Annotated in this window: 9 protein-coding genes; 8 read left to right on the plus strand and 1 reads right to left on the minus strand. The window is 62.1% G+C overall.

Annotation, left to right across the window (positions count from 1 at the left end; translation table 11 throughout):
• Positions 1-38 precede the first annotated feature (38 nt).
• Entirely contained in the window at positions 39-1,547 is a 1,509-nt protein-coding gene (locus AC3WWH_RS32575) for an amidohydrolase (RefSeq protein ID WP_113399698.1), read from the plus strand.
• A 275-nt stretch (positions 1,548-1,822) separates the two neighbouring features.
• Here the strand turns inward: AC3WWH_RS32575 and AC3WWH_RS32580 are convergent, their stop codons facing one another.
• A complete protein-coding gene (locus AC3WWH_RS32580; protein ID WP_197417434.1) occupies positions 1,823-2,023 on the minus strand; it encodes a hypothetical protein in 201 nt (66 codons plus the stop codon).
• Between the two features lie 288 nt (positions 2,024-2,311).
• Here AC3WWH_RS32580 and AC3WWH_RS32585 point away from each other — a divergent pair, with 288 nt between their 5' ends.
• The 7 genes from AC3WWH_RS32585 (at position 2,312) to AC3WWH_RS32615 (ending at position 14,196) form a co-directional block, all read left to right on the plus strand.
• Positions 2,312-6,952 carry an Ig-like domain repeat protein gene (locus AC3WWH_RS32585; protein ID WP_492377532.1) on the plus strand — a complete coding sequence of 1,547 codons (4,641 nt, stop codon included), beginning with the start codon at positions 2,312-2,314 and terminating at the stop codon, positions 6,950-6,952.
• Positions 6,953-7,197: 245 nt separating this feature from the next.
• Positions 7,198-8,193 (plus strand): LacI family DNA-binding transcriptional regulator, encoded by a 996-nt coding sequence (locus AC3WWH_RS32590; protein ID WP_058324392.1) that lies wholly within the window; start codon positions 7,198-7,200, stop codon positions 8,191-8,193.
• A 51-nt stretch (positions 8,194-8,244) separates the two neighbouring features.
• Positions 8,245-9,537: an ABC transporter substrate-binding protein gene (locus AC3WWH_RS32595; RefSeq protein ID WP_162752638.1), complete on the plus strand. Its 1,293-nt coding sequence runs from the start codon at positions 8,245-8,247 to the stop codon at positions 9,535-9,537.
• 72 nt (positions 9,538-9,609) lie between these two features.
• Positions 9,610-10,542 (plus strand): carbohydrate ABC transporter permease, encoded by a 933-nt coding sequence (locus AC3WWH_RS32600; RefSeq protein WP_058329177.1) that lies wholly within the window; start codon positions 9,610-9,612, stop codon positions 10,540-10,542.
• The gene (locus AC3WWH_RS32605) at positions 10,535-11,428 is read left to right on the plus strand and encodes a carbohydrate ABC transporter permease (protein ID WP_058324390.1); all 894 of its coding nucleotides are present in this window, start codon (positions 10,535-10,537) and stop codon (positions 11,426-11,428) included. The genes AC3WWH_RS32600 and AC3WWH_RS32605 overlap by 8 nt, the downstream gene beginning before the upstream one ends.
• A 2-nt stretch (positions 11,429-11,430) precedes the next feature.
• A complete protein-coding gene (locus tag AC3WWH_RS32610; RefSeq protein WP_113399696.1) occupies positions 11,431-13,137 on the plus strand; it encodes a GH32 C-terminal domain-containing protein in 1,707 nt (568 codons plus the stop codon).
• 12 nt (positions 13,138-13,149) lie between these two features.
• Positions 13,150-14,196 (plus strand): ABC transporter ATP-binding protein, encoded by a 1,047-nt coding sequence (locus AC3WWH_RS32615; RefSeq protein WP_058324388.1) that lies wholly within the window; start codon positions 13,150-13,152, stop codon positions 14,194-14,196.
• Positions 14,197-14,914 lie beyond the last annotated feature (718 nt).

A 14,914-nucleotide genomic window follows, 5' to 3' on the forward strand; every position in this document is an offset into this window, starting at 1 on the left:
TATCCTCAGGTCATTCAATGGTTTCCGGGGCATTTGTCATGAGCGAAATTCTTATCCGCAATGGGACGATAGTTGCGATGGACCGCGCTCACGGCGCAACACCATTTGCCGCTGACATTCTGATCGAAGGCACCGAGATCAGATCGATCGGGTTGGGTCTTGCCGCCAGGCCCGATGCCCAAATTATCGAGGCACGCGGTAAGCTGGTCATGCCGGGACTGGTCAATGCCCATACGCATTCCAGTGAAACATTCCTGCGGGGGCGCTATGAGCGCATGCCGCTCGAACTCTGGCTGCTTTATGCCTATCCGCTGTTGATGAACGACCCGATCGGCGAGCGCCTGCTGTACCTGCGCAGCCTGCTGCTGGCGATGGAATCGCTGCGCAACGGCGTCACGACGCTCTGCGACGATTTTTTCGACCCGCCCCGGCACGATCTCGACCGGCTTGCCACCGTCTTTCGCGCCTACGACGATGCCGGAATCCGCGCCAATGTTTCGAGCGCGGCGATGAATGTGCATACGCTTGACGCGCTGCCTTTTGTGCGCGAGATAATGCCCTCGGCGATGCAGGATCTTCTCGATTTTGGTCCGCCGATGTCGGCAGCAGCGTATGCGGACTATTGCCGCGCTGCCTTTTCCAGCCTGCACGGGATGTCGGGCCGCCTCCAGTTCACGATCGCCCCTTCTGCGCCGCAGCGCTGCACGCCCGATCTCATGGCGGCCTGTATGGAGCTGGCGGTGGAGAGAAGCGTGCCGTTCCACACGCATGTCCTCGAAACCAAGACACAGGCGGTGACGGGGCTCGTTCATCACGGCAAGTCCTTGATCGCCTATATGCATGATCTCGGCCTTCTGAAACGCAATACGACCATCGCGCATTCGGTGTGGGTCAGCGACAAGGACATCGAGCTGATGGGGGAGGGGGGCGTCTCCGTTGCCCACAACGCCGTCTCCAACCTGAAGCTTGGGGCCGGGATCGCGCCGATCCGCCGCCTGCTCGATGCCGGTGTGACGATCGGCCTTGGCACGGATGGCGTTTCGTCGAACGACACGTCTCGCATCTTCGACGTCATGCGCGTCGCCGGTCTCGTTCATAGTGCCGCCGGTCCTGACTACGAGAAATGGCTGAGGGCGGACGAAATCCTCACCATGGCGACCATCGGCGGCGCCAAGACGGCGATGCTGGAACAGGTGACCGGTTCCCTGGAAGTCGGCAAGTCGGCCGATCTACTTGTCCTGGATATGCGCAACTATCCTTTCATGCCGCTCAACGAGGTCGCCAAACACCTTGTCTATTCGGAAAACGGATCGTCGGTGGAAACAGTGATGGTTGCCGGACGAATCGTCATGCAGGGCGGACGCCTGACCACGGTGGATGAACAGGCCGTTTTCGATGAAATTTCCGAACTCGTGCCGGCATATCTTGCCGAACACGCCGAACTTGAGCGCCGCAACGCGATCTTCGAACCCGTCCTGGCAGAGGTCCATCGAATGGCAACCGGGATGGACATTTCTCTCAACCGATACCAAGGCGATGCCGTTTGACGCGACCGCGATGGCAGACGATTTTTCCCAATGACGTAGCCAGCTTTGTTGCAACGCTCCGTAGAAAAAAATTGGGCAACCGCATCATACGTGTGGCGCGAACCATGACAACAATCTATGGATGATAATGCACGCGTAACTTGCGATTTTCTGACTCACAAGCTGGGCGAAAGTTCTTCACTGTAGGAAAGCTCTGCTGCACCCTGGGCATGGATTGCGGGTGCTTGCGCGATTTGGACGGCCTTCGGGGGAAGGTGGACGGGGAACCGATGACATCAACGATAGTTGTTCTTGTGCTTGCTCTTGCAGGCATGGCGTTCACATGGCTGAAAGTGCTCGAGCGTTTTCAGTCGGCTCTCGCCGCCGCCGCTTGGATGCTCCGGGCCGTCACCAATGCAGTCCTTCGGCCGTGGAAAGCCTGGTTCGCCTTCATTGCTGCCTTCTTGATCAGCCTGGCGTTTTTCCAGAGTGCGCACGCGCAATCGGCTGGTTGCAGTGCGATCAACGCAACGTGGGGGAGCGGCGTTTCCCTCTCGAATACAAGCGAGTTGTGGCAGGCTAACCTTAGCGTCCTCGCCGGCGAAAAAGTCACTTACAGGGTTACTTCATCTGGCACTGTGAATTCGAACAGCGCAGGCTTCGCGATTTACAAGAACGCTGGCGTTAATATGTCTGACGGCACTTCATTTGAAGCATATGCTGCACCCGGCGCGGAGTTGAATCTAAACGCTACATTGACAATACCCGCTGACGATACTCAATTTGTGGTTTACGCTTGGAGCGAGCCCGCTGGCGGAACCGTACAGGCGACGGTTACGTGCGCTGGAAAGACCGACCAGACCATCACCTTCAACAATCCGGGCCCGCAGAATTTCGGCACGACGCCGACGCTGACGGCAAGCGCCAGTTCCGGGCTCAGCCCCGTCTTCACCTCCGCGACCACCGGCGTTTGCACCGTTGATGGCGCAGGTGTGTTGAGCTTCGTGACGACCGGGACCTGCACGATCAATGCCAACCAGGCCGGCGATGCGTCCTACAACGCCGCCCCGCAGGTACAGCAGAGTTTTGCCGTCAACCCCGCCGTTCCGATTGCCGGTGCGCTTTCGGCGACAGTCAGCGCCAACTCGTCGGCGAACCCCATCACGTTGAACCTTTCCGGTGGAACAGCGACATCGGTGGCGGTCAGCGCGCCAGCTGCGCATGGCACGGCGACGGCTGTGGGAGCCACCATCACCTATACGCCGACGCCAGGCTATGCCGGGCCCGACAGCTTCGCCTATACGGCGACAAATGCGGGCGGCACATCGTCGCCGGCGACGGTTACCATCACCGTATCGGCCCCGACCATCGTTTTGCCGAACGTCTCGCTGGCGGCGGGGACCGTTGGGACGGCCTATAGCCAGACGCTGACGGCTTCCGGCGGCACCAGCCCCTATACCTTCTCCGTATCCGGCACATTACCGGCTGGTCTCACCCTCTCGTCCGGAGGTGTACTTTCCGGAACGCCGACCGTTGCGGGGAGCTACAGCTTCCAGATTGTCGCTACCGACAGCTCGACTGGCCCTAGCGCGCCGTTCTCGGGCTCGCGGGGGTACACACTGAACGTCAACGAGATCGTCCCGGTTGCAGGCGCGGTATCGGCGACGGTCAATGCGAACTCGTCAGCGAACTCGATCACGCTGAACCTTTCCGGCGGCACGGCGACGTCGGTGGCGATCGGCACGGCGGCTTCGCACGGCACGGCGTCGGCCTCCGGCACGACCGTTACCTATACGCCGATACCAGGCTACTCCGGCTCTGACAGCTTCACCTACACCGCCACGAATTCAGCCGGTACCTCTTCGCCAGCGACGGTTGCCATCACGGTGAACCCACCCACACTGGCCCTGTCGCCAGCGGCAGGGGTGCTGCCCGGCGGCACGACCGACGTTGCCTATAGCCAGTCAATGACCGCATCGCTCGGCACCGCGCCCTATACCTATGGGCTCACCGTCACGTCCGGCACGCTCCCAGCGGGACTGTCTTTCAATACCGCAACGGGCACTCTTTCCGGCACCCCGACGACGACAGGCACCGTCAACTTCACCGTATCTGCCGTAGACACCTACGGTGCGAGCGGCTCGGCCGCCTATTCGCTGACGACCATACTGGCGCTGCAGGCGCCCGTCGCCGGCAATGCGTCCGCGACGGTCGATGCGAACTCGGCGAACAACGCAATCACGCTCGCCCTCACAGGCGGCGCGGCAGATAGCGTTGCGGTTACGTCGGCGCCGGCCCACGGCACCGCATCGGCTTCTGGCACGACAATCACCTACACGCCGACATCAGGCTATTCCGGCTCCGACAGCTTCACCTATACGGCCACCAATACCGCGGGCACGTCCGCGGCCGCGACGGTCACGATCACGGTGAGTGCGCTGCCACAATTGTCGATCAATGACATAAGCCAGGCCGAGGGTAATTCCGGCACCGCGAGCTTCACCTTCACGATATCGCTGGACAAACCGGCCGGTGTCGGCGGCGTGACCTTCGACATTGCGACGGCAAACGGCACCGCCAACGCCCCTGGCGACTACACAACCAATTCCACAAGCGGTCACGTCAGCCAGGGCGCGACCGACGCCACATTCACAGTGCTTGCGCTCGGTGATACGGACTTTGAGCCGAACGAGACATTCTTCGTCAATGTCACAAACGTCGCCGGCGCGACGGTCGTCGACAGCCAGGGTATGGGCACTATCCTCAATGACGACGCAGCGCCTGCTCCGTCGATCGCTAACATCACCCCGAACGCCGGTGGCACGGCCGGTGGTACGGTGGTCACCATTACCGGTACGGGTTTCACCGATACGACTGCGGTTACCTTCGGCGGCATTGCCGGGAACAACCTCACCGTCGTCGACGACGGTGAGGTCACGGTGACGACGCCCGCTCATCCCGCTGGAGCCTTAGCAGTCGCCCTTACTACGCCGAACGGAACCGATACGTTCAATGGTGGCTTTACCTACCAGACATCGGTTCCGACGATCACGGCATCGGCCTCCGACAGCAATCCGGTGCTCGGCGCATCGGTGACCTTTACGGCGACCTTGGCGGGCGGCGCGTCACCGACCGGAACCGTCACCTTCAAGAACGGATCCACGACGCTTGGAACCGGCTCCGTTTCCGGCACCACGGCCACGTTCAGCACCGCGGCGCTGGCCGTCGGCGTGCATTCCATCACCGCTGAATATTCGGGTGATGCCAACAACGCCGCTGCGGTCTCGGCCGCCGTCACTGTTACGGTCGGGCAGGTTGCCCCGACGGTCACGGTCTCGGCCTCGAACAGCAATCCGGCGCTCGGCGCATCGGTGACCTTCACGGCGACCTTGGCCGGCGGCGCGTCACCGACGGGAAGCGTCACCTTCAAGAACGGATCCAGGACGCTTGGGACCGGCTCCGTCTCCGGCACCACGGCCGCCTTCAGCACCGCGGCGCTCGCCGTCGGCGTGCATTCCATCACCGCTGAATATTCGGGTGACGGCAACAATGCCGCTGCGGTCTCGTCCGCCGTGACCGTTACGGTCGGGCCGCTTGCTCCAACGGTCACTGTCTCGGTCTCCGACAGCAACCCGGTGCTTGGCGCATCGGTGACCTTTACGGCGACCTTGGCCGGCGGCGCGTCACCGACGGGAAGCGTCACCTTCAAGAACGGATCCACGACGCTTTCAACCGGCTCCGTCTCCGGCACCACGGCCACGTTCAGCACCGCGGCGCTGGCCGTCGGTGCACATTCCATCACCGCCGAATATTCCGGTGACAGCAATAATGCCGCTGCGACCTCGGGCGCTGTCACGGTCACGGTGGCTGCCTCAGCCATAACGTTCAGTCCCGCCGGCGGGGCGCTGCCTGAGGCCATGGCTGGTGAGGCTTACAGCCAGCAGATCCTCGCAACGGGGGGAGCGGGAGCGCTGAGCTACAGTCTCAAATCCGGCACGTTGCCGGCCGGAATGATCCTCAACATCTCCACCGGCGAGTTGACGGGTCCCCTCGATACGGCGGCCGAGGCGAAGGACTATAGCTTCACCATCGAAGCGCGTGACGGTCACGGCACCACCGGAACGGCAAGCTACACTCTGACGGTCAAAACACGCGCCGTCACCGTCACTGACAAGACAGTCGACGTTCCGTCGGGCAGCATGCCGGTCAATGTCAACCTCGAGGCCGGCGCCACTGGCGGTCCGTTCACTGATGCGAGCCCCACATTCGTGGAACCGGCCAATGCCGGCACGGCGAGCATCGTGCGGGGTGAATTTGCCGCAGCGGGTCCGACGCCTCTCGGCTGGTATCTGAAGTTTATCCCGAACCCAGCCTACTCGGGTACTGTGCGGGTTGGCTTCAGGCTGATGAACGCGCAAGGCGCCTCCAACACCGGTACGGTGACCTACAAGATCGGCTACAATCCTGCCGAGGTCGCCGATAATATTGATGACCTCGTGCACGGTTTCGTCCAGACCCGGCAGGGCCTGATCGCCTCTTCGATCAGGGTTCCGGGCCTTCTGGAACGTCGGCAGCTGGGCAACGCCACGGATCCAGTCACTGCCCGTATGACGCCTTCGGAAGATGGCATAACGGCCAGCTTCGCGACCAGTCTTGCGCAAATGGAATCGGCTGGCGGCTATGCCCCGCCGTTCAACGTCTGGATCGACGGCACGCTGATGGCGCACAAGCGAGACGAGAACGACGACAAGTGGGGCAGCTTCGCCATGCTCAATCTCGGCGCCGATTATCTGATTTCTGAAAAGGCGCTGGTCGGCCTGTCACTGCATTTCGACCGGATGACCGATCCGACGAAGGAGGACGCCGAATTGACGGGCAACGGTTGGCTCGCCGGCCCCTATGCCTCGCTCGAGATCGGCAAGGGCGTGTTCTGGGATACAAGCCTGCTCTATGGCGGCTCGGCGAACGACATCGACACAGCCTTCTGGGACGGTTCGTTCGACACGAAACGCTGGTTGATCGACACGGTGATCATGGGCGAATGGCAAATCGACGAGGCCACGGTGCTGACGCCGGAGCTCCGGGCTGTCTACTTCAACGAGACGGTCAAGGACTATAGCGTGCGCAACGGTGCGGGCGACGAAATCACCATCGAGGGCTTCGACGCCGAACAGTTCCGAGTAAGTCTCGGGGCGGAGATCGCGCGTTCCTTCACCCTGGAGAACGGCTCCACGGTGACGCCGAAGCTCGGTGCAACAGCCGGTTATGCCGGTCTCGACGGCTCCGGCGCCTACGGCACACTGACCGCCGGCCTGACGCTGGAGACCGTCGATTTCTGGATGCTCGACGCCAGCCTCCTTCTCGACATCGAGGGTGACGGCCAGAAATCTCTTGGTGGACGGGTGAGGGCAGCAAAGCAATTCTGAGCAGGCCTGACCCCGACTGAAACAGAAAGCCGCAGTGGGACGCACAGCGGCTTCCGTTCCTCTTGAGCCAAGTTCCAACCTCTATTTCGCGTCATCGGAGGGTTGTTCGCCGTCTTGGCGTGGTGCAAAGCTCTACGGAGCGATCATCTTCCAAGGCTTAGGGTGGCGTTTCGATCGGGTGACCGGTTGACAATGGGGCCGGGCTTGAATTAATGGGTAATCGATAACCCAACAAGGGCACCAACGTGACAATCTCCCTTTCTGACATCGCGGAGCGTGCGGGCGTCTCAGTGAAGACGGTCTCCGGCGCATTGCACGGCGGGTCCGCTCGAATGTCGGACGAGACCCGTCAGAAGGTCAAGGCGATTGCGGAGGAGCTCGGCTATGTAACGAACCTGGCCGCGCGCGGCGTGCGTCAGGGCTGGCTTCCGCTGGTCGGCGTCGTGTCCGATGGGTTGATCACCTCGCCCTTCGCCACCGAAATCGTCCGAGGACTCGATGGGGCTGCGCGCAGCGCCGGCATGGCCGTCTTCGCTGTCAACCACAGCAGCGGACAGTCGATTGGCTCGGTGCTCGACGAGGTGCAGCAGTTCCGGCCGCGCGCCGTTGCCTACGCCGCCATGTATCACAAGGACGTCGATCTGCCGCCAACGCTGGCCGGCTCCGTCGGGGTCATGATCAACTGCCGCGAGGCCTCGGGCCGTGTCACGTCGCTGGTCCCGGACGAAGAGGGCGGGGCACGTGAGATCGTGCGTTACCTGCTGGCCGCAGGCCGGCGCCGTATCGCCTTCATCAACTTGCCGGGCATTCTGGCCGGCTCCTTGCGCGAGAAGGGCTTTCGTGCGGCGCTGGAGGAGGCAGGCATCGATCCGCTCGGCGTGTTTCCCGCCGTGCGCCGCAGCGTTTATAGCGACCGCGCGCCAAGCCTTGTCGCATCCCATGCGGAAGCACTTCTTTCCGGTCAGCGGCCGGACGCCATCCTGTGCGGCAACGACCGAGTGGCGATGGAGGTCTATGCGGCGCTTGCGCGTGCCGGCCTTCGCATCCCGGACGACATTGCGGTGGCAAGTTTCGACAACCAGGTCGAGCTTGCCTCGCGGCTGGATCCGCCATTGACGACAATGGCCCTGCCGCACCGCGCGATGGGCCGCCTTGCCATGGAGATCCTGCTCGCCGGGCAACCTGAGCCGCCGCATCTGCGGCAGTTGCCCTTCCATCTGGTCGAGCGGGCATCCGTCTAAATTCAGTTTTATGATCGCATTCAACAGGAGGAGAAAACAATGACTGCGCACTTGGGTAATCGTTTACGCAATGCACTCTGCGCCGCCACGGCACTCTTGGGGAGCGCCGGTATTGCCGACGCAAAAACCGTCGTTCATGTCATGCACCAGGGGGATCCGGGCTGGGTGAAGGCCTATGGCGATGTCGCCAAGCGCTTCGAGGACGCCAATCCGGATGTCGACATCGAACTGATCTACGCGCCGCACGACGCCTATAATGAGAAGTTCAGCGCCGCCGTCATGGCCAAGCAGTTGCCGGACGTGATGGAACTCGACGCACCGTTCCTCGCCAACTACGTCTGGTCCGGATACCTGCAGCCGATCAAGCCGCTCGTCGATAAGGATGTCCTCGACGACATGACCGGCTCGAACATCGCCCAGGGCACCTATCCGATCGATAAGGACCTCTATGCGATCGGCCTCACCGACTCCTCGGTCGTCCTCTACGGCAACAAGAAGTATCTCGAAGCCATCGGCGCACGCATTCCGAAATCCGTCGACGACGCCTGGACGCGCGAGGAATTCGAAGGCTATCTCGAAAAGCTCTCCAAGCTCGAAGGCGTGAAGTGGCCGATCGACACGTTCCGCGGCTACGGCATCAAGACCGAGTGGATCACCTATGCCTATGGCCCGCTGCTCGAAAGCGCTGGCTGCGATCTGATCGATCGCAAGGCCTGGAAGGCGACCGGTGCGCTCGACAGCGAAGCCTGCGTCAAGGCGCTCACGATGATGCAGACGTGGGTAAAGAACGGCTGGGTCGTTCCGACGTCGTCGGGTACCAACCAGTTCTATGCCGAAGGCCAGCCGGCAGCACTCGCCATGGGCGGGCACTGGTTCTATGCGGAAGCCGCCGCCGCGATGAAGGACAATATCGTCGTCATGCCGCTGCCAAAGATCGGTAAGAAGGGCGTCAGCCCGAACGGCACCTGGATCTGGGGCATCTCGGCGACCTCCGAAAATCCTGAGGCCGCGGGCAAGTTCCTGAGCTTCCTTCTGAAGGACAAGGAATATCGCGACTACGCCAAGACCCAGTCGGCCTATCCGGGGCTCAAGAGCTTTGCCGCCGAATCCCCGCTCTACGCCGAGGGCGGACCACTTGCCGTGGCCTTCGAACAGGCCTCGAAGTCCGCGGTCGCCCGTCCGCCGCACCCGGCCTATCCGACGATTACCTCGGCCTTCATGCAGGCGGTCGACAAGATCTTCAACGGCGGCGACGCACAGGAAGCCCTGACGGCCGCCGCCAGGAAGATCGACCAGGACATCGAGGACAACGCCGGCTATCCGCCCTTCGACGAGCAACAATAAGGCGTTACCGCAGGGCCGTCACTCTGACCGGCCCTGCGCCATCTCGGGAGGATGAGCGATGAGGAGGAGACCATGACTTTGCAACAGACGTCTGCGCCGGCCATTCCGCGCGCCGGCAGGCGACGTGACCGGCAGCGATTTTGGCAGGAAGTCGCGATGATCGCGCCCGCCGTGCTGCTGCTCGCCATCTTCCTGATCACGCCGTTCCTTCTGTCCTTTTGGACGGCGATGACCAACCAGCCGCTCGTGCCGCGCCCGACGCCGGTTCGTTTCGTCGGCCTCCTGAACTTTCAGCGCGTCTTTACCGATCCGTTGTTCTGGACGTCGCTCTGGAACGTCACGCGCTTCACGGTCTGGGTGCTCCCGGTCCAGTGCGGTCTGGCCTTCCTGACGGCGCTGCTGCTCCACCAGAAACTGCCGATGCGCAATCTTCTGCGCGGCATGTTCTTCCTGCCGGCGATCACCTCCATGGTTGTCGTCTGCGTGATCTGGGGCACGCTGTTTCAGTATCCGAGCGGTCCGCTCAATCAGATCGTCGGCTTCTTGTCCGCTGGAATGATCCAGCCGATCGATTGGCTCGGCGACCCGAACTGGGCGATGTTCTCGATCGTGCTGCTGTCGGCCTGGCAGGCCTATGGCTTCCAGATGATCATCTACCTTGCCGGCCTGCAGGGCATTCCGGAAGAGCTTTACGACGCCGCCCGCATCGATGGGGCAAGCGCGCTGCGCCGCTTCTGGCACGTGACCATGCCGGGTCTGCGTCCCACCCATGTCTTCGTGCTGGTTATCACGACGATCCAAGCTTTCAAGCTCTACACCCAAGTTGCAATCCTCACCCAGGGCGGGCCGAAGGAAAGCACGGAGACCGTGGTGCACTACATGGTGCGCGCCGGTTTCGAGGAACAGAAGCTCGGATATGCCTCTGCCGTCTCCGTCATTCTCTTCGTCATCGTTCTTCTGATCGCGCTTCTCCAGCGCAAACTCCTGAGGCGCTTCGATGTCTGATCTCGTGCTCAACCAGCCCGCCCCGCTGGCCATACCCCGGGGCAACAGCAAGACGGGCCTGCGCGCCGTCCAAACTGTCTGCATCTTCATTGTTGCTCTGGTGATGATATCGCCACTCTTCATGCTGCTCATTGCCAGCCTCAAGGACGACCGTTTCCGCATCCTTGCGGACATGGGCAGCTTCCGCGCCTTCTGGGTGAGCGACCCGACGCTCTCGAACTATAGGGAGATCGCCAATTTCTCCGGCGAGCTTGCCTATGGCCGCTACCTGTTCAACTCGCTGGTGATCCTCGTCGTCACCGTCGTGTCGGGACTGATCATCAACTCCATGGCAGGCTTTGTGCTCGCCTGGGGGTCGCTCCGCGGCAAGGCGGTCCTGCTTGCGCTCGTCGTTGCGCTCTATGTCATCCCGCAGGAAAGCATCATCATGCCGCTCGTCGTCATGATGTCGCGGGCAGGGCTGACGGACACCTTTGCCGTCCAGATCCTGCCCTGGGTAGCAAGCCCGCTCTATGTCTTCCTCTTCTACCAGTTCTTCGCGCAACTGCCGAAGGAACTCTATGAAGCGGCGGAAATGGACGGGGCCTCGGCCTTTCGCATCTACCGTTCGATCTACATGCCGCTCAGCCTGCCGGCGCTCGCAACGGTGTCGATCCTCATGGGGATCGAGAGCTGGAACCAGTATCTCTGGCCGACACTCGTCACCCAGACCGACCATGCACGGCCGATCTCGGTCGCGATTGCCACCTTCTTTGGACAGGACAGCATCTACTGGGACCGCGCCATGGCCGCGTCCGTGCTGATGATGATCCCCGTTCTCATTCTCTACCTCGCCTTCCAGCGCTGGTTCGTAAGTTCGTTCGTCGGCTCCGCCGTGAAAGGTTGACTATGACTTCCCAAACAAAACCCGCGAGCCCCGCGCTTGAAATCATCGAGGCCGAGTTTGCCGCCGGCACAGTCCTGCATCTCTGGCTAAAGGCGCGCTCAGCGGGCCGCGAGGCGAAGCTCTTCGTGAGCGTGGAGCGCAATGACATCGCCGATCCGTTCACGTGCCGGGCCGAGGAGTTCGAATTCTTCGCGGTGACGCTCGGGACCGGTGGCCACACCGTGCTTGCCTATGATGCGGAAACGACCGCGCTCTCAGTGGTCTACGCATTCCATCCGCAGACGGTGCTGGAGGAGGGGATCCACGTGTTGCACCACGACATGCGTACCGCATCGCCTCAGCTGCCGGCCGGCTACCACTTCCGGCCGCCCTTCGGCTGGATGAACGACCCGAACGGTTTCGGCCGTTTCGCCGGCCGCGGCCATCTCTTCTACCAGCACTATCCGCACGGTCTGCGCTGGAACACCATGCATTGGGGGCACGCCGTCTCGACAGATCTGATCCACTGGACGCACCTGCCGATGTTCCTCTTTCCGGCGGATCATCTGTCCGAAAAGGACGACGGCCGCGGCGGCGCCTTTTCCGGCTCGGCGATCCCCATTTCCGGACCTGAGGGGGAGGAGATCCGCGTCTTCTATACCGAACACGTTCGCGATCGGCAGCCGGAAGAGCAGATCCAGCTCTCCGCCCTCAGCCGCGACGGCATCGTCGCCGGTGCATCCGAGGTGGTTCTGCCGGTCCGTCCGGAAGGCTTGAACCTCACCACCGACTTCCGGGATCCCTATGTCTTCAGGGGCCCGGACGGCCGCTGGAAGATGCTGCTCGGCAGCCGCGACAGGTCGGGCGGCGTCGTTCTGCTCTATGAGACGACAGACCCGAAAGGCGCTGCCGGCTGGACCTTCCTCGGCATCATTCATCGCGAGGACCGTTTCGGTATGACCGCAGCGGAATGCCCCTGCATGGTGCCGCTCGGTGGGAAGGCGGACGATCCGGATACCCGTTGGGCACTGATCTTCGGCCTGCTAACGAGCCGCGATCCCGCAACCGGCCGGCGTAACCTGACGTCGGTTACCGTCGGCCGCTTTGACGGCCGCAAATTCCTGGCCGAGTTCGAGCAGGAGCTGGATTTCGGTTCCGACGCCTATGCCTTCCAGGCTTTCGTCGACGGCGACGAGCCGGTCGGCATCGCTTGGCTCGCCAACTGGACGGACTTTTCCAAGAAAGACGACTTCCCGACCGCAATGACGCTGCCGCGTCGCGTGCTTCTCGACGGAGATGCCTTTTTGACGCCGCCGAGCGTCGCAGCGGAAAGCCTCCGCCACATGCTGCTCGACGAAGCGGCGCTCGCTGCCGGCGAGACGGTTCCGCTTGAAAGCGGCGCGGTCGAGATCGTACTCTCGCTGCCCAAGCCCGGCGCACCGTTTGAACTCGCCTTCGATCACCCGGACGTCAAGCTCGGCGTGAAGCTTGATGGCGACGGCCTGGCGATCCTCTTTGATGCCGGCACTGGCAAAGAGCCGCCGCGATACCTCGCATCCGGCGCCAAGCCTTCGGAGCTGCGCATCTTTCTCGACGCAGGTTCCATCGAGGTGTTCGCCGACAACGGCCGCTGGGCCGGCACCAAGCGCATTCCGGGATTTTCCGCCGCTCGTTCGGCGACGCTAACCGGTGCCGCCGCCAGTGCAAAAATCTGGCAACTCAAGCTTTAAGGGAGGAAGACAATGGCATCGGTAACGATCGATCGCGTTTTGAAGCAATATGGGGCAGCCTCCGTCATCCACGGCGTTTCCGTGAATATCGAGGATGGCGAGTTCGTCACGCTCGTCGGCCCGTCCGGCTGCGGCAAGTCCACGCTTCTGCGCATGCTGGCGGGGCTGGAGGACATCAGCGGCGGCCAGATCCGCATCGACGGCCGCATCGTCAACGAGGTGGCGCCGAAGGAGCGGGACATCGCCATGGTGTTCCAGAGCTACGCACTCTATCCGCACATGACGGTCGCCGAGAACATGGGCTTTGCCCTGAAACTTCAGGGCCGCGACAGGGCGACGATCGACCGGCTTGTCAGGGAAGCCGCCGGCATTCTGGCGCTGGAACCGCTGCTCGACCGCCTGCCGAAGCAGCTCTCCGGCGGCCAGCGCCAGCGCGTCGCGATGGGCCGCGCGATCGTCCGCCACCCCAAGGTGTTTCTGTTCGACGAGCCGCTCTCCAATCTCGATGCCAAGCTGCGCGTGACAATGCGCAGCGAAATCAAGGAATTGCACCAGCGACTCGGTACCACCATCGTCTACGTCACGCACGACCAGATCGAGGCTATGACCATGGCCGACAAGATCGTCGTCATGCGCGCTGGCCGCATCGAGCAGATCGGCAAACCGCTCGACCTCTACGACCGCCCAGATAACACCTTCGTCGCAACCTTCATCGGCTCGCCTGCGATGAACCTTTTTGAAGGCGACATCCGCGACGGCGGCTTCCGTATCGAGGGCGGGCTTTCCCTGCCACTACCGGGGTTCCTGGGCGGCAAAGAAGCCCGAACCTACGGCATCCGCCCGGAAGACCTCGAGCTTGCCGAAACGGGCATTCCAGCAACGGTCCTGACGGTTGAGCCGACAGGCGCTGAAACCCATCTTTCGGTGCGCGTCGGCACGCAGACGGCCGCTATCGTTCTGCATCGACGCGCGGACCTTCGCCCTGAACAGCAGGTCCACCTCGCGCCAAAAGGAGAGAAGATTCACCTCTTCTCCGCGGGGGGCGCCAGGATTAACTGAAACGGCATGCATGTCGCGAGAGGCCGTTGACCCATTCGGGCAGAGACATCTCATCCGCCAAGCTCCTTTGGAGCGTATAAGGAGGCCGAGTTCGATGCGGCGGTGGACGTTGGTTCGGAATCATTGCTCCGCTCCAATGGCCCGTGTGACGTCACCAGAGGACCGACGACACCTCGACGAACAACCCGTCGACCACCTGGTTCAGTGTGCCGGTAATGACCTCTAGCTCTACGTAGGTAGCGAGGACTACCGCTGCCAGCATGGACAAGGCCGATCCGATTTCGATCGCTGGCATGCGTTCGCGAGGAAGGGATATCGTAGCGCTCTCAGGAGTGGCGACGAACAGGTGATCGGCATCATGCCGGTTGTCGTTGGCTGCGCGAAGGAGACGAGACGGGCGAAAACGCTTATGTCCGCTCTTATCGCATATCCTGAGGTGTCTTTCGCAGGGTGAAGTGGGCATCGGAAACGTCCATGACCGAACCAGAGTTGGATTACATTGTAGGCGACTCAACTGCATCGACCGTTCCCGGGGTAACTGTTGCGCTGAGGTTTGCGTCGCGCACGCGTTTCGCGGGAGGCCGGGTCAAGCGCGGCAAGGCAAGGATCAGCCGCAATCCATGTTTTCCGGCATATCCGGTAGTTCCATAATGTATGTTATGCGATCATCGTGTGTAGCGGCATTTTAGAGATGCGACACATAGGCCAGTTAGAGATG

This window comes from Ensifer sp. EB106-03-01-XG145, from assembly GCF_058792075.1.